At 68.7% G+C, this 24,734-nt stretch carries 16 protein-coding genes and 1 pseudogene; 11 read left to right on the top strand and 6 right to left on the bottom strand.

What is annotated here, in order from left to right; translation table 11 throughout:
• Positions 1-40 precede the first annotated feature (40 nt).
• Positions 41-196: pseudogene (locus tag AB0959_RS05430) on the top strand (group II intron maturase-specific domain-containing protein); the annotation flags it as partial.
• 160 nt (positions 197-356) lie between these two features.
• Here the strand turns inward: AB0959_RS05430 and AB0959_RS05425 are convergent.
• The 4 genes from AB0959_RS05425 to pruA form a co-directional block, all read right to left on the bottom strand.
• A complete protein-coding gene (locus AB0959_RS05425) occupies positions 357-1,271 on the bottom strand; it encodes a glycine betaine ABC transporter substrate-binding protein (RefSeq protein WP_366824957.1) in 915 nt (304 codons plus the stop codon).
• A 17-nt stretch (positions 1,272-1,288) separates the two neighbouring features.
• Positions 1,289-2,188, bottom strand: coding sequence for a proline/glycine betaine ABC transporter permease (locus AB0959_RS05420; protein ID WP_366824956.1), 900 nt, complete (start codon positions 2,186-2,188; stop codon positions 1,289-1,291).
• Positions 2,181-3,422, bottom strand: coding sequence for a glycine betaine/L-proline ABC transporter ATP-binding protein (locus AB0959_RS05415; protein WP_366824955.1), 1,242 nt, complete (start codon positions 3,420-3,422; stop codon positions 2,181-2,183). The genes AB0959_RS05420 and AB0959_RS05415 overlap by 8 nt, the downstream gene beginning before the upstream one ends.
• 273 nt (positions 3,423-3,695) lie before the next feature.
• Positions 3,696-5,351 carry an L-glutamate gamma-semialdehyde dehydrogenase gene (pruA, locus tag AB0959_RS05410; RefSeq protein WP_366824954.1) on the bottom strand — a complete coding sequence of 552 codons (1,656 nt, stop codon included), beginning with the start codon at positions 5,349-5,351 and terminating at the stop codon, positions 3,696-3,698.
• Between the two features lie 104 nt (positions 5,352-5,455).
• On the opposite strand from pruA, the gene AB0959_RS05405 reads away from it, so the two are divergent.
• The 4 genes from AB0959_RS05405 to AB0959_RS05390 all read left to right on the top strand — a co-directional run bounded on the left by AB0959_RS05405 (position 5,456) and on the right by AB0959_RS05390 (position 11,755).
• Positions 5,456-6,148 carry a GntR family transcriptional regulator gene (locus AB0959_RS05405; protein ID WP_366824953.1) on the top strand — a complete coding sequence of 231 codons (693 nt, stop codon included), beginning with the start codon at positions 5,456-5,458 and terminating at the stop codon, positions 6,146-6,148.
• 273 nt (positions 6,149-6,421) lie between these two features.
• A complete protein-coding gene (locus tag AB0959_RS05400; RefSeq protein ID WP_366824952.1) occupies positions 6,422-7,333 on the top strand; it encodes a proline dehydrogenase family protein in 912 nt (303 codons plus the stop codon).
• Between the two features lies 1 nt (position 7,334).
• On the top strand, positions 7,335-8,456 hold the full coding sequence (locus AB0959_RS05395; protein WP_366824951.1) for an FAD-dependent oxidoreductase: 1,122 nt from the start codon (positions 7,335-7,337) through the stop codon (positions 8,454-8,456).
• Positions 8,457-10,195: 1,739 nt separating this feature from the next.
• Entirely contained in the window at positions 10,196-11,755 is a 1,560-nt protein-coding gene (locus tag AB0959_RS05390; RefSeq protein WP_366824950.1) for an AMP-binding protein, read from the top strand.
• Positions 11,756-11,939: 184 nt separating this feature from the next.
• Here AB0959_RS05390 and AB0959_RS05385 read toward each other — a convergent pair whose 3' ends face one another.
• Together AB0959_RS05385 and AB0959_RS05380 are read right to left on the bottom strand one after the other, a co-directional pair.
• A complete protein-coding gene (locus tag AB0959_RS05385; RefSeq protein ID WP_366824949.1) occupies positions 11,940-14,837 on the bottom strand; it encodes a beta-galactosidase in 2,898 nt (965 codons plus the stop codon).
• Between the two features lie 232 nt (positions 14,838-15,069).
• Entirely contained in the window at positions 15,070-16,236 is a 1,167-nt protein-coding gene (locus tag AB0959_RS05380; RefSeq protein WP_366824948.1) for an acyl-CoA dehydrogenase family protein, read from the bottom strand.
• A gap of 104 nt (positions 16,237-16,340) precedes the next feature.
• On the opposite strand from AB0959_RS05380, the gene AB0959_RS05375 reads away from it, so the two are divergent.
• From AB0959_RS05375 to AB0959_RS05350, 6 genes are all read left to right on the top strand, one after another.
• Positions 16,341-16,961 (top strand): TetR family transcriptional regulator, encoded by a 621-nt coding sequence (locus AB0959_RS05375; RefSeq protein WP_366824947.1) that lies wholly within the window; start codon positions 16,341-16,343, stop codon positions 16,959-16,961.
• A complete protein-coding gene (locus AB0959_RS05370) occupies positions 16,958-18,571 on the top strand; it encodes a CocE/NonD family hydrolase (protein ID WP_366824946.1) in 1,614 nt (537 codons plus the stop codon). The genes AB0959_RS05375 and AB0959_RS05370 overlap by 4 nt, the downstream gene beginning before the upstream one ends.
• Before the next feature lie 193 nt (positions 18,572-18,764).
• Complete coding sequence (locus AB0959_RS05365; protein ID WP_366824945.1) at positions 18,765-19,892, top strand: NADH:flavin oxidoreductase; 1,128 nt, start codon at positions 18,765-18,767, stop codon at positions 19,890-19,892.
• 556 nt (positions 19,893-20,448) lie between these two features.
• A complete protein-coding gene (locus AB0959_RS05360) occupies positions 20,449-22,125 on the top strand; it encodes a streptophobe family protein (protein ID WP_366824944.1) in 1,677 nt (558 codons plus the stop codon).
• Positions 22,126-22,270: 145 nt separating this feature from the next.
• On the top strand, positions 22,271-23,020 hold the full coding sequence (locus AB0959_RS05355; RefSeq protein ID WP_366825218.1) for a response regulator transcription factor: 750 nt from the start codon (positions 22,271-22,273) through the stop codon (positions 23,018-23,020).
• The gene (locus tag AB0959_RS05350; protein ID WP_366824943.1) at positions 23,017-24,642 is read left to right on the top strand and encodes a HAMP domain-containing sensor histidine kinase; all 1,626 of its coding nucleotides are present in this window, start codon (positions 23,017-23,019) and stop codon (positions 24,640-24,642) included. Before AB0959_RS05355 ends, AB0959_RS05350 begins: the two co-directional genes overlap by 4 nt.
• Positions 24,643-24,734 lie beyond the last annotated feature (92 nt).

Below are 24,734 nucleotides of genomic sequence, written 5' to 3'. Positions count from 1 at the left end.
CCGCCATGGCGAGCACCGCGCACAGCGCGGCAACCGCCTCTTGGCGGTCGCGGGTACGAGGTTCCCGAGAGGTTTGGCCTACTACCGGAGCGTGGTCGCCGGCGAGGTCTTCACCGCGCTGGACGACTACATGTGGAAGCTCACCTACAAGTGGGCGACCCGTGCTCACCCGAACAACGCCCGGCACTTGGTCACCGCCCGGTACTACGGCACGTTCAACAAGTCCCGGCAGGACCAGTGGACCCCATCCGCTCCAGTACAACGGCGGGCGGATGCCGTTCTGCGGCGGACAAGCCGGAGTGGCTCTCTCGCCCTGGTGCGATGCGAGAGAGCCACTGAACCGGTCCTGGTCCCGCCTACTTCGTCCAAGAGTCGACGAGGGACTTGTTCTTCGCGATCCACTCCTTGGCGGCTTCCTGTTCCTTGCCCTTGCCCTTTTCCTGGATCATCAGCTCCAGGCTGCCCAGTTGGTCGGTGCTGAGCTTGAATCTGCCCATCCACTTGACCAGTTCCGGGTGGTTCTTGGCGTACTCCTTGCTGGTGATCGTCTCTGCCTTGTCCGGCGGGCCGAAGGCGCCCTTCGGATCCTTGAGGGCCTTGATCGGGTACTTGGTGAATGCCCAGTGCGGCTTCCACAAGGTGACCACGACGGGCTTCTCTTTCTTGATGGAGGAGTCCAGTTCCGACAGCATGGCCGCGGTGCTGCCCTCGACGAGCTTGTAGTCGCTCAGGCCGTAGTCGGGCATGACGGAGGTGCGGGTCAGCTTCATGAGCCCGGCCCCCGCCTCGATTCCGACGATCCGGTTGTCGAACTCCCCCTGCTTGTTCTTGAGGTCCTCGATGGTGTTGACGTCCTTCATGTACTCCGGGACGGCGAGGTTGTTCTCGGCGGTGCCGTACCAGGTGGAGATCCTTTCGAGCTTGTCGCCGTAGCGTTCCCAGTACGCCTGGTGCGTGGTGGGCAGCCAGGCGTCGGTGTAGACATCGACCTGCCCGTTGGCGACGGCCGTGAAGGTGCTGGCCACGTCGAGCGACTGGACCTTGACCTGGTAGCCCTCCGTCTCCAGCATCTCCTTCCACAGGTAGGTGGTGGCGACGTTCTCGTCCCATCCGTCCACGACCGCGAAGCTCACGCTCTTGGAATCGGATCCGGAGTCGTCGCCCGACCCCACACTGGCGGTCTCCCCGCTGCACGCGGCGAGCAGCAGCAGGAGTCCGGCGCTGCCGGCGGCGACGGCCACTCTGTTCTTGGGGTGGAGGTAACTGATCATGTCGGTGACTCCTAGGGCTAGGACGCGCTGGACAGTGCGGAGGGACGGGCGGTCTGGCTGCGACGTGCCGCGAGTGAGGCGCGCAGTCGCCCGCGGCGGCGGGGTGCGGCGAACGCGGAGGTGAAGCGGTCGAGGAAGATGGCGAGGATGACCACGGCGAGGCCGCCCTCGAACCCGGCGCCGATGTCGAGGGTGCTGATGCCGCGGACGACGATGGAACCGAGTCCGCCTGCTCCGACCATGCCCGCGATCACCACCATGGACAGCGCCAGCATGATCACCTGGTTGAGGCCGGCCATGATGGACGGCATGGCCATCGGCAACTGGACGTCCCTGAGCAGCTGGCGGGGCTTGGCGCCGAAGGCGAGGGCCGCTTCGACGACCTCCTTGTCGACCTGCCGGATGCCAAGCTCGGTGAGCCGGACCGCCGGAGGGATGGCGAAGACCGTGGTAGCCACCACTCCGGGTACGGCACCGACACCGAAGAAGAAGACCGCGGGAATGAGGTAGACGAATACCGGCAGCGTCTGCATGAAGTCGAGCATCGGCCGCACCACGCCGCTGGCACGGCCGCTGCGGGCCGCCCAGATTCCGACGGGGACGCCGATGCCGACCGCGATGGCGGACGCGACGATGACGACGGCGAGGGATTCCATGGCAGGTGTCCACAGGCCCATGCCCTGGATGAGCAGGAAGGCGAGCAGCGTGAACGCCGCGAAGCCCCATTTCCGAGTGGAGAGCGCGAGCAGCGTGAACACGCCTGTCACCACGTACGCGTGCGGAGCCGTGAGGACCGTCAGCACCGCGTTGGTGAGGTCGAGCATCACGCTCGAGATTCCGTCGAAGACTGGTCCAAGGTTTTCCGTGAGCCAGTCGATCGCTTCCAAGACCGGAGTGCCCAGGTCGATGTCAATCATGGCTGGCCTTCCGGGGGTTGGAGAGTGCCGAGAGAAGCGCCGCCTTGGGTACGACGCCCAGGAGCCTGCCGTCGTCGTCGGTGACAGCGAGGGGGACGGAGTGCCTGCTGACCAGCTCGCAGCAGTCCATGAGCGGGGTGTCCGCCGAGACGAAATGGAAGTCGTCGGTCAGACAGTCCCGGACGGCGGTCTTGCCGCTGCGGACGGCCGCACTGAGCGCGTCGTTGCCGGCGGCGCCGAGGATCACCCCGTCGCTGTCCAGGCCGTACACCCCGGCGGCCTCGACGTCGGCCAGGCGATGGAGCACCTCGGCGGGGCTCTCGTTCAACTGGGCGGTGATGACCGGCCTGCGCATCACCGAACCGGCGGTGATCACCCGGGACCGGTCGACATCGGAGACGAACTCCGAGACGTAGTCGTTCGCCGGACGGGCGAGGATCTCCTCCCCGGTGCCGAGCTGGACGACGCGCCCGCCACGCATGACCATGATCCGGTCGCCCAGCCTCATCGCCTCGTTGAGGTCGTGGGTGACGAAGACGATCGTGCGCCGCAGGTCCTGCTGGAGGGTCATCAGCAGATCCTGCATCTCCCGGCGGATCAGCGGGTCGAGGGCGCTGAACGGCTCGTCCATGAGCAGGATCTCGGCGTCGGTGGCCAGCGCGCGGGCCAGTCCGACGCGCTGCCGCTGGCCGCCGGACAGCTCCGACGGATAGGCGTCCGCCCGGTCGCCCAGGCCGACCGTTGTCAGCGCCCATTCCGCGCGTTCCCTGCGCTCGGACTCGGGGACGCCGCGGACCTGCAAGCCGTAGGCAGCGTTCTCCCGAAGCGTGCGGTGGGGGAAGAGGGCGAAGTGCTGGAACACCATGTTGATCTTCTTGTTACGCAGTTCGCGCAGTTCGGCATCGCCCATCGTCGACACGCTGCGACCGCCGACGAGCAGCTCACCCGACGTAGGCGGGATCAGCCGGTTCAACAGCCGCAGCAGAGTGGACTTACCGGATCCCGACAGCCCCATGATCACGAAGAGTTCGCCGGGTGCGACGTCGAAGGACACGTCGTTGACGGCGAGGAACTTCTTGTCCCGTGAGCGTCGGCGCCAGGGCAGGCCACCGGATCCGGAGTCGCCGGAGATGTCGAACACCTTGGTGAGCCCCGCTGCTCGGATCACGGGATCGGTGCGCGGTGGCTCCCCTTCGCTGAGAGGAGGGGGATTCGTGTGCAGGGACGTCGTCATGGGGCTTCTCCGGCAGGTGGGGAACGTAGTCGCTTCTCTGGGGATGCCTGTGTCGGGGTGAGGACGAGGTGGGGACGGTCTGCACCATGAGGACGCCGATCGTGCTGGGCCACGGGCCTTTTCCAAATGCCCGGCGCTTGGTCTGCTCCGGCCTGCGGGGAGCGCTGCTCAGGGTGGGACGCGCCCCGCAGACCGATCCGGCCCGGGCAACGGCGCGTGAACCGGGTCGGAGCCTGCGAGATGTGCTGTTGGTGGCGCCGGGGGCCCGTTGCCTCAGTGCCCTGCCTGGCTCATGTACGGGTAGGTCCAGTCCAGGTCGGGGTTCATGTTCTCCTTGATGTAGCGCCCGCTGACCCAGCGCTGGAGGGCGAGCGGGGAGCCGGTCTTGTCGTTGGTGCCCGACGCCCGGCCACCGCCGAAGGACTGCCGGCCCATGAGCGCACCGGTCGGCTTGTCGTTGACGTACGTCATCCCCGCGGCATCGCGCAGAACGCTGAGGGCTTCGGAGATGGCGGTCCGCTCGGTGGCGAAGACGGAGCAGGTCAGGGCGTAGGGGCTGGTGGTGTCGGCGAGGGTGAGGATCGACGTCCAGTCCCCGTCGTCGTAGACGTGGATGGTCAGAAGCGGGCCGAAGAACTCCTGTGACATGGTGAAGGCCGTGGGGTCGTCGGTGACGAACACCGTCGGATCGACGAACCAGCCGGTCTCGCGGCGGACGCTCCCGCCGACCAGCAGGCGGTGGCTGTCGAGGTTCTTGGCCCGGTCGATGGCCTGTTCCAGGCGCTTGGCGGACGTTGCGTCGATCACCGCGCCGACGAACGTCTCGTGTTCGGTGACGTCTCCGACCCGCAGGTTCGCGACGGTGTCCGTCAGCGGTCCCTCGAGCTGCTGCCACAGGCTTCGGGGGACATAGGCGCGGGAGGCCGCGGAGCACTTCTGGCCCTGGTACTCGAACGCGCTGCGGACGAGGGCTACCAGGAGAGCCTCGGGATCCGCCGAACTGTGGGCGATGACCGCATTCTTGCCGCCAGTTTCGCCGACCAGGCGGGGGTAGCTGCGATACGTGTCCATGTGCTGGGCCGTGGTCTTCCACAGGTCGCGGAAGACGGCGGTGGAACCGGTGAAGCTGACTCCCGCGAGGTGCTCGCTGGCCAGGGCCTGGGAGGCGATGGACCGTCCGTCGCCATGGACGAGGTTGATGACGCCCGGCGGCAGGCCGGCCTCCTCGAAGACCCGCACGACGACATCGCTGCTCAGCGCCGACTTCTCGGAGGGCTTCCAGAACACCGTGTTGCCCATCAGGGCGGGTGTGGAGGGGAGATTGCCGGCGATGGCCGTGAAGTTGAACGGGGTGATCGCCAGGACGAATCCCTCCAGGCCCCGGTGGTCCATGATGTTCCACTGACCCGGGTCCGAGGTGGGTTGCTGGTCGTAGATCGCGGCGGCGCAGTGGGCGTTGTAGCGGAAGAAGTCCGCGAGTTCGCACGCCGCGTCGATCTCCGCCTGGTGGAACGTCTTGGACTGGCCCAGCATGGTGGTGGCCAGCAACTCGTCGCGATACTTGCCGGTCACCAGGTCGGCCGCGCGCAGGAAGATCGCCGTCCGCTCCCACCAGGGGGTCCTCGACCAGTCTTCGCGCGCGGTGAGCGAGGCGTCGATCGCGGCCTGCACCTGCTTGTCCTCCGCGGGCGTGATGTAGCCCAGGACGCGTGCGTGCTCGTGTGGTGAGACCACCGCTGCCTGCTGCCCCGCGAAGAAACGCTCGCCGTTGATCACGTGGGGGAGCTCACGCGCCTGTCCCCGGATCCGGTCGATCTCAGTGCGGAGTCGAACCGCCTCCGGGGAACCGGGCGCGTAGTCACGCGCAGGCTCATTGGCGGGCGCGGGAACACGGACGCTGCCTGTGATGGCGGCAGTTTGATTTGCCATTGCATTCCTCGGTCGTCGTTCGGAGGATCATCGATCCGAGCCACAGATTGAAATGGCTAGAAGTTGAACTGAAATTTCTGAGTGACCGTACTTACACTGAAGGCATGCGTCAAGGGACAGAACTGGGCGAGGCTGCCGGTGGAGCCGCCGTGGGCAAGCAGCGGGCGGCGGGCGGGCTGCGGCTTGCCGACCAGGCATATCTGCGGCTGCGGGACGACATCATCACCGTGCGGCTGCGGCCGGGTGATCCGCTGGACGAGAAGACTCTGAGCCGGCAACTCGGGCTGGGGCTGACGCCCGTGCGGGATGCGCTCAAGCGGCTGACCTTGGAGCGGCTCGCGATCATCTACCCCCGGCGGGGCACGTTCGTCACGGACATCAACATCAGCGACGAGCGGTGGCTGACCGAGGTGCGCATCGAAATGGAGGGGCTGGCCGCCGCACTCGCCGCGGAGCGGGCGACAGACGAGGAGTGCGCCGCACTGACCGCGCTCGCGAGCACCCTGGAGGACTCTTCGGACCTCTCCATGGACTACATCTCCGTCGACACCGAGATCCATCGGGCCATCTACGCGGCGGCCCACAATCCTTACCTGGAAGTCAGCCTGAACCAGTACGCCAACCTGGCGCTGCGCATCTGGCACTACGGCATTCAGCGGATGCGGGCACGCACGCCGCGCTCCTGCTCCCAGGACGAGGTCGTCGCCGCGATCTGCGCACGCAAGCCCGAGGCGGCGCGCAAGGCCGCCCAGGGTCACCTGCTGGGATTCTCCGCAGAGGTGCGTGCGCTGCTGTAGCGCACGCGAGATCAGCAGCAGGCGCGGTCACGCCGACGCCGATTCAGTATTGAACTGAAATTTCAGCGGTTGTACTCTGGCCCGAAGCGTCGACTGCTGCAACCTGCCGTCCATGGCAGATCGAGGGGCGGCCGGTCTGCTCCTGAGTGTTCCACGGGCGCCTTGGATTGCTTATGGAAATTCGCACATTCATGTGTTGCTGGTGTCTTCCTCCCGCCCCGTGCCTTCCCGCCCCGGCTCTTCGTGCCGGCCCTACGTGATCAGGGGATCGATGTGATCAGTGACCTGCTGCTGCGCGCAGCACAGAACAAGAAGCTGGAGAGTCTGGTCAGCGGCAACGCGCTGACCAGGGGCACGGTGCGCCGCTTTGTCGCCGGTGTCAGCCTCCAGGAAGCCATTCGCGTGGCGCAGCGGATGAACAGCGAGGGCATTGATGTAAGCCTCGACCTGCTGGGCGAGTCGGTCGAGGACCTCGCTGAGTCCGCCGCAGCGACCGACCAGTACATCGAGACCGTGCAGACGATCGCCGAGCGGGCGCCTGGGGCGACGGTGTCGGTGAAGCTGTCCCAGCTGGGCATAGGCGTGGATCCGCAGGCATGCGCCAAGAACCTCGACCGGCTGCTGGAGGCTTCCGCGGCCGTCGGTGTCTTGGTGGAGGTCGACATGGAGCACAGCTCCGTGGGTCGGCCCACCCTGGAGGCGTTCCGGGATGCCCTGCCGCGTCATCCGCAGACCCGCTTGGCCATCCAGGCCGCCATGCGCCACACCCCCGAGGACCTTGAGTCCTTCACCGACATCAAGCCGCGCCTGCGGCTGGTCAAGGGTGCCTTCGCCGAGCCGTTGAGCAGGGCGCTGCGCGACCGCAAGGAGATCACCGCTCAGTACCTGTTCCTGACCGACTGGATCCTGGCCCACTGTCCGTATCCAGCGTTCGGCACACACGACGATGTGTGCATCGAGAACGTCAAGAAGGCCGCGGTGGCCGCCGGGGTCGGCAAGCGCGACTTCGAGTTCCAGATGCTGTACGGGGTCAGGCGCGATGTGCAGCGGCAGCTGGTGCGTGAGGGCTACCGCGTACGGGTCTACGTGCCCTTCGGCACCCAGTGGTACCCGTACCTCATGCGGCGGATGGCCGAGCGCCCGGCCAACCTGCTGTTCTTCCTGCGTTCTGTGGTGGGCCGCTGACATGGCGCCGGAGGTCGACGTCGTCATCATTGGTGCCGGTCTGACCGGCGCCGCCACCGCCTGGGCCCTGAGCCGCGCGGGCCAGTCGGTCGTGCTGTTCGACGCTTACGGCTTCGGGCACGACAAGGGCAGCTCTCACGGCACCTCCCGCATCTTCCGCCGCGTCTACCCTGACGGCCTGTACGTCCGGATGACCGGCCGAGCGCTGGAAGGCTGGCGGAAGCTGGAGGCGGACAGCGGTGCGAGCCTGCTGGAGGTGCGCGGCGGCATCGACCACGGAAGCCGCCGAGACCCCCAGGCCCTCGCTGCCGTCGCGGCCGAGCAGCACCTCACCCATGATCTGCTGTCGCCCGCCGAGGCCCAGGAGCGATGGCCGGGGATGGTCTTCGACGGGCCGGTTCTGTTCCAGCCGGACGCGGGCGTCGTCAACGCGGACGCGAGCATCGCGGCGTTCCTCGCCATGGCACGGCGGGGCGGGGCACGCCTGGTGTCCCACGCACCCGTGGAGAGGATCGAGGTCCACTACGATCACGTCCTGGTGCACGCCGGGGAGGCGGTACGAGCGCGCCGCGTGGTCCTGGCTGTCGGCGGCTGGCTGCCGGAACTGCTCGGTGCCTGCGACCTCAGCATCCCGCTGCCGCCCGTCCAGGTGACACAGCAGCAGGTCTTCCATTTCCGCCAGCGCGATCCGCAGGCGGTGTTCCCCGTCCTGGTGCACAAGGACCGCTACCAGATCTTCGGTCTTCCCTCCGGAGCCGACGGAGGCTCCGAGCCGGCAATGAAGATCGCCCGGCACGATGGCGGCACGCCCACCACTGCTGGTACCCGCAGCGGTCTCATCGAGTCGGCTGGTCGTCAGCTCATCGTGGACTACGTCGGTGCATGGCTGCCCGGGCTCGATCCCGACCCGGTGGCCGAGGGCACCTGCCTGTACACGATGACCGAGGACGACGACTTCATCCTCGACCGCCATGGCCCCGTCGTCGTCGCGTCCCCTTGCTCCGGTCACGGAGCGAAATTCGCACCCCTGCTGGGCGAGATGATCATGGATCTCGCGCTCGGCAGAGCTGAGGCGCATCCACGATTCTCACTCCGACGTGCCCTGCCCGGGACCGTCCGATGAGTGGTCCGACACCGCGCGTACAGCCGTCCCGTTGGGGGACGTCGCGGCCGAGATGGGAACCAGCGTCATGCCCGTGCGTCAGGCCATCCGCCGTCTGGAAGGGAACGGCTGGCTGTACGGGAGCCCCACAAAGGCGCGGTGGTCAAGGGGTTCACCCGAAGCCTGCGGCACCAGTGTCGCGCCTACAAGGCCCTGGGAGCCACCGCGGCCGACCGCGCACCAAACTCGGACCTCTGGTCCTACCAGCCCCGTCTGGTCGAAGCCGCTCGCCGGACCAATCCAGGAACCGCGGCACACGTGACACGCCGGTCCCTGCTCAGCGCGCGATCGCGGATCCGGGCCCTGCCCGACGAGGAGCCGCGGCGCCATGACCGCACCGGCCCCTGGAGGGACGGCCCTCATGACGGTCCTTGGCTTCAACGGCACCGAGCATGTCGCAGGCGCCGACAAGGACCGTTCCCAGGGGAGAACATTTCTTGATGAAGACGTGAAGAACAAAGGGGCCGACGGTACCGCGGTACCGTCGACTTTCATACCAGGGATGCATTTTCCCTACTCGCAGTCAACTTTGCTTGCATGCACGCGACTTGTGCTGCTTGCATCGGATTCGCAAGGACGCGAGCGCGATCCCGGGTGGCCTCTTCCACCAGCCGACGACACATGTTTCGGTCGTTCGGTTCTCGACGGCGAACCTCTCGTCCGGTGAAAGGGTTCGGCATGTTCACGATCGCTGTGGGAACCAGGCGAAGCTCTTCGCGTCGCGTTTCCTTCATTCTTGTTCCGATGGCCATCGTGCCGGTGATGGCTCGGCGACGTTGGAAACATCAAGGCGTTCAACGGGCCCGGGCCGGGGCCGCTCGGTGCGGACCTTCAGGTGTCCAGCGCGTCCATGAAGCCCAGGGTGTTTCTGTGGACCCCGACGGCCGCCTGAGATCGAGTCACCGAACCTGTCCGGCAAGCCCGGCTTCGTTGTGACGGCCCTGGATCCCAAGACCATGACGGTGAAGGCGCAGTGGGAGGCTCCGGAGGGGCAGACGCTCAACCCGTACATGTCCCAGCGGGCCGACGGGGCTGTGCTGGCCAGTTCGAGGAAGGGTGAGATGACCGTCCTGAAGTGCGAGGACACCTCTGCGGAGATGCAGAGTCACGGTCCAGAAGACCTTCGACGTGACTGGCATGGGACTGATGGGAAGAGGCGGCAACCTCGACGAGACCAAGGTGACCTCTACCAACCTCAGACACCTCGACGGTGATGGCCATGTTCATGCAGTGACCGTCCGGGACGGCGACCACAGCAGCTGAAACCCCACCTGCCAAACGCCGCATCTTTGCCCAGCCAACGGTGCCGCTGCTCTGGAACGGTGTCCATGACACCCGCCAGCGCTGCTCAAGCGCCCTAGCCTGCGCGAAAGCACGCTCACCTTCGTCGTTTCTGAGCGCTGTCCCAGCAGACGCCCGCCACCGTGATGTCCGTTCGAGCCCCGCGTCGCCCTGTAAGACATCCACTGCCAGACCGTACGGCATGCCGCCAAGGACCGCGTGCCTGTTGGCTCCTGTGAAATCGACCGGCCCTACGCCGGGGATGGTCGGCGCGGAGAAGGACCGACCCCGTCAGACGAAAGCCACATCGACGCGCCGCTGAGCGGCACGTCTGTGGAAATCGGACCGTACCGCACGTTTCTGACGCTTCAGAAGCAAGCGCCAATTTCAGGGTTCTCACAACGAAGGAAAAGGACACAGTGGACAACGCAAGTGGCAGCAACAACTACACCGTTAAGGTGCTGGACCGACTGGAGGCCACCGGGAGCCGCGATGCGATAGTCGCAGGGGAGCGGCGGATCAGCGGTACCGAGGCAGTCAGCAGCGTCCTGCGGTTCGCCGCGGCCCTGAGGAACACTGGGCTCGAGGAGGGCGACGGGGTGGCGCTCTTCGTCGAGAACAGCCCCGAAGCCCTGCTGCTCAAGCTGGCTGTTCACTTCGCAGGCTGCCGGCTGGTCTTCGTACCGCCCGAGCCCGGCGACAACGAACTCGAAGCACTGGTCCGACGCGCGGAGGTCAAGGTACTCCTGTTCGACCCTGTCTTCGAGGAGCGGACCCGGCGGATCGCCGACCGAGCCCTCGTTCCCCATCTCTTCAGCCTCGGCACCTCATCGATCGCGGCCGACTTCCTGGATACGGTCCCGGACGACACCGACATCTCACCGCGCGATGCTGCCGAGGGCCGCCGTCTCGCGACTTTGCTCTACACCGGTGGTACCACCGGACTGCCCAAGCTGGTCACTCACGGAAGTGACTACTACGGCACTGTCGTTCGTTCCACGGTGGCTTTCGCTGACACAGGCTCGGCCGATCCCAAGATGATGATAGGTACGCTGATGACGCATTCCAGCGGCCATATGAGCAGCCTGGTGGGCATCCTGACGGGGCACACCGTGGTACTGCTGAGGACGTTCGACGCCGGGACCGCCCTCTCCGTGATGGAGACCGAGCGCATCACCAGGATGATCGTGGTGACGCCCATGCTGTACGAGCTGCTCGACCATCCGGACTGTCTCCCACAGCGATTCCCGGCGTTGAAGACCCTCCACTACGCTGGTGCGTCTGCCGCACCTGCCCGGCTGCGACAGGCGATCGAGCGTTTCGGACCAGTTCTGCACCAGGTCTACGGGGCGTCTGAGAACGGCGTCGTCACCCAGCTCACCCCGCAGGAACACGACCTGGCGCGGCCCGAATCGCTCGCCGGTTGCGGGCGTCCGAGCCCCGGGGTCGAGGTGGAGGTACGGGACGAGAACGGCAAGCCTGTGCCGGTGGGGCAGGTGGGCGAGTTGTACGTGCGCAGTCCAACCGTCATGCAGGGCTATTGGAAGGACCCGGAGCGAACCGCCGAGGTCTTGGACGACCACGGTTGGTTCCGCTCAGGCGACCTGGTCCGTCAAGACGAGAACGGATATCTGTACGTGGTCGATCGCGTACGGGACATCATCGTGACGGGACGCACGGCAGACAACGTCTACTCCCGCCTTCTCGACGACTTCCTCACGTCCCTCCCCGCCATCAAGGAGGCAGCCACCATCGGCCTGCCAGGTGACGACGACAAGGAGACGGTGCATGTGGTCCTGGTGCCACAGGAGCCTGCTGTGGTCCCGGACTTCGGCGAGTTGACCTCCCAGATCATCGAAGTGCTCGGTGAGCTTTACGCTCCTGGCTCTTACTCGGTCACCGACTCCCTTCCCCGGACCGCCATCGGTAAGACCGACAAGAAGGCTCTGCGTACGGCCCTACTTTCGGCTCGTGCGTAGGAAGCACCGCGCAAAAGCCAGTTCAGTCTGGCTTGCGTGCCGTCACCTCCCCCGTACTGGACGGCGCGCAAGGTCACTTCAGCCGTCACAGAGGCCGGCGTCGGAATCGACTGTCACGGTGCCGACCGGATCGCCGACATCACCCCTCCGTCTCTGGCACGCCCATGAGCAGGGTGGCCGGTGTTCAGAGGCTGGGGGAGTCGACCGGCACCACTGTCACACCGCCTGCCGAACTGCCCAGGAGCGTGAGGGTCACGTCGCCCGGTCCTGCCGGGGTCGTGCCGTCGGACAGTACGGCCAGGGCCAGGGTGTTGCGGCCTCTGGTGCGGAGCACCCCGTTGGGTACGACGAAGGTGTGTTGCGGGCCCACGTCGTTGATGTACTGGCCCATGTTCCAGCCGTTGACCCAGAGCTGGAGGCGGTAGGCGCGGCTCGCGTCGTCGGTGAAGGTGATGCCGATCGACGCGTCGGTGCCGTGGTCGACGTTCAGCCGGAACGTCGTCCGGTACCAGTCGACGCCCTGCCGTCGCACCGAGCGCGGGAAGCTCGTCTCCTGCCAGCCCTGTGCGATCTTCAAGCCCGGCAGGTGCCATCCGTGCCGTTCGCCGTACAGGCCTCCGGTGTTGAGCGGTCCGCGGACCGGGTCGCTGGTGGCCGCGCCCTGGATACGCCAGGTCAGAGCAGGGGCGGCGCCGGTGAACATCGCCGCGGTCAGGCCGCGGGCGGCCTTGTGGGTGTCGGCGGCCCAGCCGTCCTGGTCGTGCTGCATGCGGCGCACGAGTACGGACAGCACGTGGCCGCCCTCCGTGCGCAGTTCGTCCGGCACGGTGAAGGTCGCCGTGGCGGTCCAGGTGCCCCATCCAGACTGGGACGCGGTGGGCACGGGCATCCGGTGTGTGCCGAGCGGGTGGCCGTCGAGCCAGGCCATGAGCAGGCCCTGGGTGCCGGTGCTGTAGTCGAGGGCCACGGATGCGATGCCGCCGGCGTCGTCGAAGGAGCCGCGGTACCAGACGTCGCCGTAGTGGAAGCCGTAGTCGTCGGCGAACAATACCGGCTGCCCGGCGGGCACGGGTGTGGTCGAGTGGGAGGTTGTCCTGTCGGCGACGGTCCACTCGGAGTCGTCGAACTCCGGTTCTGCTTCCGGGTTTTCGGGGCGGTGACGCCAGCCGGTGAGTGTGGGAAGGGCGACCTCGGCGACGCCGGGCAGGGTGCGTACGGCGGCGAGGCTGCCCGAGTCGGTGGCGCGCACACGCACCGGCTCGCCGTTCCAGGTGACGCGCTGCACGCCCCGCGGCGCCCACACCTCCAGGTCCGCGTCCTCGACGGTGTCGCCGGCCAGATGGACGGTCGCCCCGTTCAGGCGCGCGGTACGCAGCAGCGCCGGGCCGCGTACCAGGACCGGGCCGGAGGGGGTGTCGTGGCGCCACAGCCGTGCCGAAGCGTCGTCGTCGGCGAACAGCACGAGGAGCGAGCTGCCGATCAACACGCGTGTCAGGCCGCCGAGTTTGTCCGGCCGTACTGTCAGCCGCCCATCCGCGTAAGCGGTGCTCGCCCTTCCGTCGAGCACTCTGGTTCGCGGTTTACTCTCGAGGGCGAAGGCGGCCTCGGCCGCCTCGCCGGTACGTCCGGCGAAGACGGCGACGTCCAGGCGCCCGGCGTTGACCCCCAGCATCGGCTGGACGGTCGAGTACGCCAGTCGCGCGCGCCCCAGCCGGATGCCCGTGGCGATGAGCTTGGCGTCCTCGGCGCCCACGGTGACCTCGGCCGGCATGGTCGTGCCGTCGGGTAGAGCGAGGGGTACGTCCGAACTCACCGGCTCCGCCGAGTCGTTGCGCAGTACGTACACATGGGCGCCGGTGTCCGGGTTGGTCAGGTGGTACACCTTCAGCGCCGGATTCGCGGCCGTCGTGCCGGTGGCCCGGTCCAGTTTCGCCAGGTCGGGGACGCTCTGCAGCAGCTGCCCGATCTGGTGCATGGGAACCATCTTCGAGGTGACGTTGCGGGCCTCGTCGAGCGCGGCCCCGTAGTCGTACGACGTGTAGACGATCGGCGCGGGGAGCCAGCCCCACGAGGTGCCGCCGAAGGCCATGTAGACGTTGAAGATCTTGATGCCGTTGGCGAGGTTGGTCAGGCCGAAGCGCCTCAGGTACGCCCCGTCCCGGGAGCGGCGCACCTCCTCGTAGCCCTTGCCGGAGAACCCGGCGCCGCCCCACGCGTCGAACCAGCCGCCTCCGAACTCGGCGATGAAACCGGGGGTGTCGGGGCTCGCGGTCGATCCGCCCTGCGGGCCGCCGACACCGAAGTAGCCCCAGTCCGGGGGAGGGTCGGTCGGGACCGGGTAGCCGTCGAAGGCGTACAGGTAGCGACCGGACTCGCCGCCGGTGTCGAAGGAGCCCGGTACCCAGCGCCCGTTGCGGTCGAAGTCGTTGTGGAACAGCGGTACGTCTATGCCGTCGGCGCGGACCTTCGCATACAGGTGGGCCATGTAGGCCCTTCCGGTGGCGGTGCCGAAGAGCGGGGCGTACTCGTTCTCCAGCTGGTACAGCACGACGGTGCCCGCACCGCGCGTGTACTGGTGCCGTGCCACGATCTCGTTGACTGCCGTCAGGTACTCGTCCGCGTGGGCTAGGTATGTGGGGTCGTCGGTACGGGCCCGCCCCTTCGTGGCCGTCAGCCAGCCCGGGAAGCCGCCCCCGTCCACCTCGGAGTTGATGTAGGGCCCGGGCCGCACCAGTACGTACAGGCCGGTCTCGGCTGCCATGCGCAGGAACAGGTCGAGGTCACGTACCCCGGTGAAGTCGTAGACGCCGGGTGCGGGCGAGTGGTAGTTCCAGGCGACGTAGATGCTGACGGCGTTGTGTCCGTGGGCGCGCAGCTTCTGCAGTACGTCCCGCCACAGCGACGGGCTCGGCAGCCGGTAGGGGTGGATCTCGCCGGACCACAGGACGACCCGGCGGCCGTCGATCAGCATCGAGTACTTGTCGAAGGAGACAGCGTGCTCGGCACCGTCGGCTGACGGTATGGGCGTGTCCGGGGCGGCGGCCGCGGTGGCCGGGGGCAGCGAGAGATGTGCTGCGGTCATGGCGCCGAGGGTGGTGAAGGTGCGTCTGGTGAGCTCCAACTTGGGCCTCCGAGCGGCTCGTTACACGGCGTGTTCGGTATTTCGAATGGCGTTCGGGTGGCGGGGTATGCGCGGCGCGCGGTCCAGTGGACCGCTGTTCGGTCACGGTCGAGGGTTCTGCGGGTGGGCGGAGCGGCGTACGGCGCCGTGCCGCTCCGATCGTGTCAATGCGGTCGGCGCGGCACCGTCTCCGTCACAGGCCGTCGACGTCGGTCGGGACGTCGAGCAGGAGGCGGCCGGTGATCTCCCACTTGGTCGGGGCGACCTGGATGTGGGCGGTGATGGCGCTCGCGTCGCGGAGCCGGCGCTGCAGGGGCGAGTCCTCGTAGATCGCTGATCCTCCGCCGAGGTCGTGCATGGCTCGGACCACCGAAGCGGACGTGTGAGCGGCGTGGTTCGCGGCCAGACGCAGGCCGGCGCGAAGGTCCACCGAGACCTCGTCGCCGGTGTCCGCGGCGCGCCACGCGTCGTCGATCGCGGAGTAGAACAGCGCGCGTGCGGCACGCAGTTCGGCTTCCGCCCGGGCGACGGCGGTCTGTGTCGCCGGCCGTTCGGCCAGCCTGCGTCGCGAGCCCGTGGGGACCTTGTGGACAGCGAGGTCGAGGAGATCCTCGATGGCCCCTCGGGCGTTGCCCAGTGCGACGGCGGCGACGGCCAGGGCGAAGTACCCGAAGATCGGGAACCGGTAGAGCGGGGCGTCAGTGACGGGGCGGTCGGTCAGGGACAGGATGTGCCGGGCGGGGACGAACACGTCCTTCGCCACCACGTCGTGGCTGCCCGTCCCGCGTAGGCCGGAGGTGTGCCAGGTGTCGAGTACCTGGAGCTGCTCGACCGGAATGCCTACGATCCGCAAGCCCGGCTTGCCGTCGCCGCCGGGAGTGTCTTCGAGGAGGCAGCCGCCGAAGAAGGAGTCGGCGTGGTTGATACCGCTGGCGTACGACCAGCGGCCGGAGACCATGACTCCGCCGTCGACACGGCGGGCCGTCGCCTTTGGTGCCCACACACCCGCCGCCACCGACTCCGGGTCGCCCAGCAGTTCGGAGGCGCCTTCGGGCGGCAGATAGGCGGCGAGCAGACTGCTGGTGAGGGCGATGGAGACGCACCAGCCGGTGGCCGCGTCGCCCCGGGCGATGGTCTCGGTGCATGCAAGGGACACGGCGGGCGGAGTCTGCGACCCGCTCAGAGTCTGCGGTACCCCGCACCGCATCAGCTCCGACGCGCGCAGCGTCTTGACCAGCTCCGGCACCAGCCGTCGATCGCGGTCGTTGTCCACGGCCGCGTCCTTCGCCTGCAGGCGGATCCGGTCCGCCAGCTCCGCAAAGCTCGCCTGCGCGGGTCCAGCCACCGCAAACGGTCGCATCTGTACGCCTCCTCGCCCGGTTCGGAATCGTGGATTCACGGTACTCACTCGATCGACGTTAGGAAACACTTGTTTCTTAAGTGGCGAGTGTCCATCATCGGAGCATGGAGCTGAGCTCGCCCGAACCCGGCCTGGACCGCCGCGTGCGCAGATCACGTGCGGCGCTCATGGCCGCCGCGATCGCCCTGGTCGAGGAGCGCGGCACGTCTGCCGTGGCGCTGTCGGACATCGCCGAGGCCGCGGACGTCAGCCGGAAGGTCGTGTACCAGCACTTCGGCGACCGCGACACACTGCTGCTGGAAGCCGGCCTCGACCTCGCCCGACGTGAGTTGCTCCCCCACCTCGGGGACAGGTCGCCGGCGGCGCCACGGGAGAAGGCACTCACCGTCGTGCGTCACTTCGCGGAGCACCGGCCGTTCTATCGCGCGCTGCTGACCGGTTCCTGCGCCTTCGCGCTGGACCGTGGCCTGATCAGACTGCTCCTGCCCGTCAACCTGCAGGGCATCCAGCAGTTCTACGGCGACCGGCTCTCCCCGCAGGCCGCCGACGATCTCGCGGCATTCGTGGCAGGCGGCGGGAGCGCCTTCATCACGACCTGGGTCGTCGAGGGCGACGATCCGCTCGACCCCGAGGCGTTCACCGACCGGCTGATGGACTTGATGTCCGTCCTGATGGGCGCCGTGGACCGGTTGCCCCGTAAGCCCGAACCGAAGGATGCACCATGAACGTGAAGAGCCATGTCGTCCAGCGTCTGCTCAAGCTGCCCCCGCCCCTCGGCCGTGGTGTGACGACCGACAGAGACCTGCGGGTGCCGATGCCCGACGGGGTCGAACTGCTCGCGGACCGATGGGCACCGCGGACCGGAGGCGAGGGCCTGCCGACCCTGCTGATCCGTACCCCGTACGGCCGTGGCGGGCTCTTCGGCGAGGTCATGGGCAGGGCGCTGGCGGAGCGCGGGTATCAGGTGCTGATCCAGAGCGCGCGCGGCGGTTTCGGCTCGGGCGGTACCTTCGACCCGATGCGGCAGGAACGCGCCGACGGCCTGGCGACCCTCGACTGGCTGATCAAGCAGCCCTGGTTCGGGGACGCGATCGTGCTGTGGGGACTGAGCTACATGGGACATGTGCAGTGGGCGGTCGCCGACCAGCTCCCGCCGCAGGTCAAGGCGATGATTCCGCAGGTGACCGAGTCGGCGCTCACGCTGGAGTTCCTCCGCGCGGACGGCATGTCGCTGGAGACACCCTTCGGCTGGGGTGTGCAGGTCGGAACCCAGGAACGCCCGCTGGCGCTGCTGCGCAAGCCGATGCAGGAGAGGAAGAACGACCGGGCGTTGCGGACACTCCCGCTCGATCAGGCCGATATGGCCGCCTTCGGGCAGCGCTCGCAGTACATCCAGGACATCCTCGCCCATGACGCGGACAACCCGCGCTGGACGGGGTTCGACCATCGCCACCGGGTGGCCGACGTGAGCGTGCCGGTCAGCTCGATCGGTGGCTGGTACGACATCTTCCTGCCCGGTCAGCTGCGCGACTTCCGCATCCTGCAGGACGCGGGGCGCCCCGCGCGGCTGACCGTCGGCCCCTGGACCCACATGACGGTGACCGAGGTCCCCTTCACCGAGGCCCTGGAGTTCGGGCTGGCGTACGCCCGCGGCGAGCAGCCGCCGCAGCGCCCGCCGGTCCGGTTGTACGTCATGGGCGAGGAGACCTGGCGCGACTTCGAGTCCTGGCCGCCCAAGGGCTACGAGCCCCAGCGCTTCCATCTCCAGCCCGGCGGCGCCCTGGCCGGTGAGGACCCGGCCGAGTCCGCGCCCGACCGCTACCGCTACGACCCGGCCGACCCGACGCCGGCAGCGGGCGGCGCACGCCTGCCCAAGGACAGGGGCCGCGTCGACAACACCAAGCTGGAAGCGCGCCCGGATGTGCTCACCTACACCACACCCGCCCTTGACGAGGACGTCGAGGTCATCGGTGAGGTCAGCGCCGAGATCTGGTTCACTTCCAGCCTGCCCTACGCGGATGTGTTCGTCCGGCTCTGCGACGTCGACGCCGCCGGACGCTCGTGGAACGTCTGCGACGGCCTGGTCAGCCTGACCGACGCCGACGGGGCCCCGCAGTGCGCGACCATCAACCTCTGGCCCACTGCCTACCGCTTCAAGCGAGGCCACCGCATCCGCGTCCAGATCTCCAGCGGCGCCTTCCCCCGATACGCCCGCAACCCCGGCACGGGAGTGCCCCGCGCCACCGCCACCGTGCTCCTGGCGGCCGACCAGACCGTTCACCACGACCCGGCTCACCCGTCCGCGATCATCCTCCCCACCCGCACCCGGGACTGATCCCCTGGCGGAGTCGAGTCCGCAGCCGTGACGGGACAGGTGACTGCCACCGGTGTGCAGCACAGCTCCCACCGGGCCGGGCCGGACTCGTCGCCAGCCGCACAGGCCGCCGCCTTGCTGGCTCCCAGCAGGGACGCCTGCTTTGTCAACTGCCCCCGGCTCGGTCCGTCACACGCATCAAGGAGCCCCCCACATGACCGTCACCACGTCTGCCTCCCGCGCGGGCAAGGTCCTTTCCCGCCCGATCACGATCAACGGCCTGACCGTCCCGAACCGGATCGTGATGGCGCCCATGACCCGATTGTTCTCCCCGGACGGCATACCCGGTACGGATGTGGCGTCGTACTACGCCCGTCGCGCGGCCGCGGGCGTCGGACTGATCGTCGCCGAGGGCACGTACGTCGGCCACCACTCGGCGGGGGAGAGCGACCGCGCCCCGCGGTTCCACGGCGTGGAACAACTTGCGGGGTGGGCGCAGGTCGCTGACGCCGTCCACGCGGCCGGCGGGACGATCGTGCCGCAGCTGCACCACGTCGGGATGGTGCGCCAGCAGGGCACGCCGCCGTATCCCGATGCCCCCGCCGTCGGCCCTTCCGGCCTCCGCCTCGACGGCACCGAGGGCACCGGCAAGGCGATGACGCGGAAGGACCTCGACGATGTCATCGGCGCCTTCGCGGAGGCCGCGGCCGCCGCCGAGCGGATCGGCTTCGACGGAGTCGAACTGCACGGCGCCCACGGGTACCTCATCGACCAGTTCCTGTGGGCCGGCACCAACCGCCGCACGGACGCCTACGGCGGCGATCGGGGCGCCCGTACGAGGTTCGCGGCCGAGATCGTGGCCGCCGTGCGCGAAAGGGTGTCCCCCTCCTTTCCCGTCATCTTCCGCTACTCGCAGTGGAAGTCGGGGCACAACTACGACGCCCGTCTCGCCAACACTCCCGAGGAGTTGGAGGCTGTCCTCGCCCCGCTCGCCGCAGCCGGTGTGGACGCCTTCCACGCCTCCACGCGCCGCTACTGGGTCCCGGAGTTCGACGGCTCCGGCCTGAACCTGGCCGGCTGGAGCAAGAAGCTGACCGGCAAGCCCGCCATCACCGTCGGCTCGGTCGGCCTCGACGGCGACTTCATCCGCGGCTTCCTGGGGGAGGGCGCTCCGGTGAAGAGCCTCGACAACCTCCTCGACCGCCTGGAGGCTGAGGAGTTCGACCTCGTCGCCGTCGGCCGCGCACTGCTCCAGGACCCGGACTGGGCGGCGAAGGTGCTCGACGGGCGCTTTGGGGAGCTTTCGGCGTACGATCCGGCGGCGATGAAGACGCTGAGCTGAGCCTCTGCAAGGCCCGCGCCAGGCGCAGTGCGGCACCCAGATGGTGCTCGGAGAGGCCGAGTCCGTAGTGCGTTGCCGTGTTCTCGACCCCGACCAGGCGGTGGGGGCATCGCTTTGAGGTAGCCGCCCATACCATCCCCGGTAGATGGGCCGGATCGCCGGCAGGCGCCGCTGCGGGGTCGGAGGTCTCGGGAGGGGCAGGACGCGCTCCCCACCCCCGAACCCTGCGGCTGGCGGATCGCCGCACACCGTCACAAGTCAGGACCGGGGACGCCGTCCGCGCCTCGCTGGTGTCGTAGGTAGCACACGGCTGGCGCGTCTCGCCGGGTACCCGTTGCGGTTCTGGGAACTTTCTGAGAGAGGGGTCGGCACGTCGGTCGTGCGCGCTCCCTGACCTGCGTCGCTCCGCCACCGACTCTCAGAGACCTCCCAGAACCTCTCGGGAACGTCGGACCCGCGACCGCGAGTGTGTGCGTGGCCACTGGCACGTGGCGCCGTGGTCTCCCTCCCCATACGGCGCCGCGTTTTCACGCGAGCGAAGCGGAGTGTTTCCCGAATGACAGTCACCACGACCCACCTCAAGCCCGGGCCCGGCTCCGGTCCACGGTCCCAACCTCGCAGGGCCCCCGTACAGCTGATCGGTCCCTGGCAGAACGCTGTGGAAGGGGCGGCGTCCGTACTGTGCGCGGTGGTCGCCATGGCCGCCGTGTCCGCGCTGGCGCTGGCCCTGCTCGGCGCGGGGTCCTACGGATCACTGTGGTCGTTGACGATGGCCGTGACGGCCATGGCCGTCGGCGGCTCGGTCAGCGCGGACCCGGCTGCGTCCTCGGACACCGGAGGGATGGGCGGCCTGGCTTCCCTGTTCGGCGGCGGTGGTGGCATGAAACCGTCGATGAGCGGTGCGGCCGATGTGATGCCGCTGGGAATCACGCTGATCGGCGCCGTGGTCCTGTGGATCGCGTTCTCCTGGCGGCTGCGTCAGGGACAGCAGCGGCGCTTCACCAACGGTGAACTGGCCGTGCGGATGGCCGGAGCGGGCGTCGCGGCCCTGGTCAGTCTCATGATCGTGGCCGGCCTCGCACACGGGTCGGCGACCATGCCCGCGTCGGCGATGTCCGGGATGCGGGGAAGTGGCGGCGACCAGTCCGCCGGAGGTCCCGGTGGCGGGCTGGGTGGGTTGGCTGATCTTTTCGGCGGCGGAGGCGGCCTGGGGGAGCTCGGTGGCGGCGGTGGTCTTGGCGGTCTGCTGGGTGGCGGTGGCGGTGGCGGTGGCGGTGGCGGTGGTCTGGGCGGTCTGCTGGGCGGCGGTGGCCTTGGCGGCCTTATGGGAGGTGGCGGTACGGGAGCCCAGCCGACGATTGCGTACCACGTGGGCGTGGGATCGGCGGGCCTCGGCGCGCTCGTGTGGGCTGGCGTGGTGATCGGCGCGGGATGCCTGATCAGCCGCCGGGTGCGGCTGCCGCTGGGCGGTGCCCTGGATCGGCTGCGCGGCGTCTGGGGGCCGAGCCTCTCGGTCGTCGTCCGCACGGTGCTCGCGCTGGCGGCCATACCGTTGCTGGCCATCGGGTTCGTCGCTGCGGCGGCCGGTGACCGGGCCGGCTCGGTGGCGGGTGGTGTTCTGCTGCTTGCCCCGAACGCCCTGGCGGTGTTCCTGACCCTCGGCGTCGGGTCCTCGTGGACAGCCGCTGTCCACCCGGTGCAGAGTGACGGCGGCAGCAACCCGCTGGCCGGGCTCATGGGTGCCATGCGCGGTGGTTCGGGTGGCATGGGCGGCAGCCAGCAACCCGACCGTACCGAACAGCTGAGGTCCCTGTCGGCGGGTGGCTGGCCGCTATGGCTCGCTGCCCTCACCGTGACCGGCCTGATCCTGCTCGCCTGTGCCTACCGTGCGGCCCGGACCACGCACTCCGGCCACAAACTGCCGCTGCTTCCCTATCGAGGCCCACTGGCCGGGCACCTCGGCATGGCCGAGCGGTTCGGCGTCGTCACGGCCGTCGTCCTGGGTGCGGGTGCCTGGCTGGTGGGGGCGTCGGGGCACTTCGGCGTCAGCATGTTCGGCAGCCAAATGGGGGGCATGCAGGCCGAGTTGAGCGGCAGTGTGCTGTGGACGGTCGCCCTTGGGCTGCTCATCGGCGGACTCGCCGGATTCACCGGAAGCGTGATGTCCGAGGCGCGTGGTGGCCGCGGTGGCCCGGTGACCGCGAGCCCTGGTGGCCGTGGGTTTACGCAGTGAGAACACCCTACTTTCGTAAGCTGCCCGGCAGACCCCTGGCCGCCGCGGGCTGCTCGTCTTCTGCCGAGTCCCCGTTTCCGGTGGCGCCAGGAGCGTGTCACCAGTCGCCTGGAGGCCCCCCTTGATACCTGTCGAGCGCTCCGCCCTGCCTGGCACGAGCGCCTCAAGCGAGCCCGGAGCGGGGGCAGCCACCGGCGCGAACCTGCTGATCGTCGAGGACGAGCCCACCGTGAGGGAACTGCTGTGCGCGGCCTTGCGGCACGCCGGCTTCACTGTCACGGCAGCAGGGACGGGCCAGGAGGCCCTGGACCGCGCGCGCGAGGTCACACCGGATCTGGTACTGCTGGACGTGCTGCTTCCCGACCTGGACGGCTTCGAGGTGATCCGGCGGTTGCGTGAGCAGTACCGTCCGGCCGCCACGCCCCACACCGGGCACGTCCCGGTCGTGTTCCTCACTGCCCGTGACGCCACTCGGGACAAGATCGAGGGCCTGGTGCTGGGCGGCGACGACTATGTGACCAAGCCGTTCGATCTCCAGGAGCTGATCGCCCGCATCCGGGCGGTGCTGCGCCGCACCAGTGGGGATCCCACCGCCCTGCTGCGTGTGGCCGACCTGGAACTCGACCCTGACGCCGTCCAGGTGGCCCGTGCGGGCGAGCCGATCCGCCTGTCGCCCACGGAGTTCAGGCTGCTGCGCTACCTGATGACCAACGCCGGGCGCACAGTCTCGAAGCCGCAGATCCTCCAGCGTGTATGGGACTACGACTTCAACGGCGACACCGGCATCGTCGACACCTACATCAGCTATCTGCGCCGAAAGATCGACAACGGCGGCCCCAAGCTCATTCACACCGTGCACGGCGTCGGATATGTGCTGCGCGGGCCGAAGTCATGACCCGGCCCCGTCGTGTCCGTACGCTGTGGGCACGCGCGTCCCTGCGCAGCCGGGTGCTGGTGTTGGCCGTCGCTCTGCTGGCGGCCGGGTTCACGGCGTTCGCACTTGTCACGGGAAACGCCCTGCGTGGCTACATGCAGGACCGGGTCGACTCCCAACTCCGTGCTGCCGCCCAGGTGTTCGCCGTGCTGCCGCCGACTGTGGCGGAAACCGGCGCCGAGCGGAGGCCGCCGACGGCGCTCGCCGATTTCAGCACGGACGTTCTCGGCAATCCCGTCATCACCTATGTCGCCGCGGACGGCACCGTCGAGAGCAGCATCGACTCGCTCGCCGGGGGGAAGCGGGCACGGGACGCGCAGGGGCCGGCCCTGTCCCGACTGGACGCGGCCGCCGTCGCCGCCCACGGCGGTCGCCCGTTCACCGTCGACGGCACGACGGGCGACGCACGCTGGCGGGTGATCGCCGTGCCCCGGGCGGCGCGTGCCCTCCTGCCCGGAACCACGGCGACCGCGGTGGCCGACCCCGGCAGCGTGGTCGTGGCCACTTCGATGGAGCAGGTGGACGGCACGGTGGGGCGCATGTGGCAGAACTATCGCAACACCGGGCTCGCTCTGCTCGCGGTCCTGGCCGTGGCGGGCTGGTTCGCCGTGCGCTCCGGGCTGGGTCCGCTCTCCCGTGTCGAGCGGACGGCCGCCGAGATCGCGGGCGGCGACCTCTCCCGGCGGGTGCCCGAACTTGCTGGTCCGAACACGGAGTTGGGCCGACTGGCCAGGGCACTGAACGGCATGCTGGTGCAGTTGGAGACCGCGTTCGCCGCCCGTGCCGAGTCCGAGGCCCGGATGAGCCGGTTCGTGGCCGACGCCAGCCACGAGTTGCGCACCCCGCTCGCCGGCATCAAGGGGTTGACCGACCTGTACCGCATGGGCGCCCTGCCCGAACGGGAGGACGTCGACGCCACGATGGCCCGCATCGCCCGCGAATCCGAACGTCTCACCCGTCTCGTCGAGGACATGCTCCTGCTGGCCCGCCTCGACGAACAGGCGCTCAAGGCCACGGGAAAGCCCGCGGTCCGTCCCGCTCCGGCTTCCCCGCCGGACCTCGACCTCGCCCCCACCGACCTGCGCACGCTCGCGGCGGACGCCCTGCACGACGTACGTGCTCTGGACCCGGCCCGGACCGTCACCCTCACCGGCCCGGCCGGCCACGGCCCACCCGCCTCCGCCCCGTCCCTCGCCGACGAAGCCCGACTGCGCCAGGTCGTCACCAACCTTGTCGGCAACGCCGTCACGCACACACCGGCCGGGACCCCCGTCCGCATCGGCGTGGGCATCGCCGACGGGCACGCCGTCCTGGAGGTCGCCGATGAGGGACCGGGCCTCACTCCCGGCCAGAGCAACCGCATCTTCGAACGCTTCTACCGCGCGGACGCCTCCCGCAACCGCGCCACCGGCGGCGCCGGCCTCGGTCTGTCCATCGTGCACTCCCTGGTGAGCGCCCATGCGGGACACGTCGAGGTGGACTCGGTCCTCGGCCGGGGCGCCACCTTCCGGGTCGTCCTCCGGCTGCTCACCGACCAGCCGACGCGGACAAGCCCACCGCAACCGCCGGTTCTCCAGGACTGACGGCAATTTCCTCAGGAGCAGCAGGCGGCCGTTGTGCCGCTGAATCCCCTAGGACGGTCGGAGACACCGACCCGCTTACCCCACCGTGGTCC

It is taken from the genome of Streptomyces sp. NPDC046862 (genome assembly GCF_040704615.1).
Taxonomy (GTDB): Bacteria; Actinomycetota; Actinomycetes; order Streptomycetales; family Streptomycetaceae; genus Streptomyces.
Note: the sequence above shows the minus strand (reverse complement) of the source record. Positions and strands in the feature narration are given on the sequence as shown.

Excerpts from the sequence above, each read along its gene's own strand:
- AB0959_RS05420 (WP_366824956.1), bottom strand. The coding sequence starts at position 2,188 with ATGATTGACATCGACCTGGGCACTCCGGTCTTGGAAGCGATCGACTGG.
- AB0959_RS05380 (WP_366824948.1), bottom strand. The coding sequence starts at position 16,236 with ATGCGACCGTTTGCGGTGGCTGGACCCGCGCAGGCGAGCTTTGCGGAG.
- AB0959_RS05360 (WP_366824944.1), top strand. The coding sequence starts at position 20,449 with ATGACAGTCACCACGACCCACCTCAAGCCCGGGCCCGGCTCCGGTCCA.
- AB0959_RS05370 (WP_366824946.1), top strand. The coding sequence starts at position 16,958 with ATGAACGTGAAGAGCCATGTCGTCCAGCGTCTGCTCAAGCTGCCCCCG.
- AB0959_RS05385 (WP_366824949.1), bottom strand. The coding sequence starts at position 14,837 with ATGACCGCAGCACATCTCTCGCTGCCCCCGGCCACCGCGGCCGCCGCC.
- AB0959_RS05415 (WP_366824955.1), bottom strand. The coding sequence starts at position 3,422 with ATGACGACGTCCCTGCACACGAATCCCCCTCCTCTCAGCGAAGGGGAG.
- AB0959_RS05395 (WP_366824951.1), top strand. The coding sequence starts at position 7,335 with ATGGCGCCGGAGGTCGACGTCGTCATCATTGGTGCCGGTCTGACCGGC.
- AB0959_RS05375 (WP_366824947.1), top strand. The coding sequence starts at position 16,341 with ATGGAGCTGAGCTCGCCCGAACCCGGCCTGGACCGCCGCGTGCGCAGA.
- AB0959_RS05365 (WP_366824945.1), top strand. The coding sequence starts at position 18,765 with ATGACCGTCACCACGTCTGCCTCCCGCGCGGGCAAGGTCCTTTCCCGC.
- pruA (WP_366824954.1), bottom strand. The coding sequence starts at position 5,351 with ATGGCAAATCAAACTGCCGCCATCACAGGCAGCGTCCGTGTTCCCGCG.
- AB0959_RS05425 (WP_366824957.1), bottom strand. The coding sequence starts at position 1,271 with ATGATCAGTTACCTCCACCCCAAGAACAGAGTGGCCGTCGCCGCCGGC.
- AB0959_RS05350 (WP_366824943.1), top strand. The coding sequence starts at position 23,017 with ATGACCCGGCCCCGTCGTGTCCGTACGCTGTGGGCACGCGCGTCCCTG.
- AB0959_RS05405 (WP_366824953.1), top strand. The coding sequence starts at position 5,456 with ATGCGTCAAGGGACAGAACTGGGCGAGGCTGCCGGTGGAGCCGCCGTG.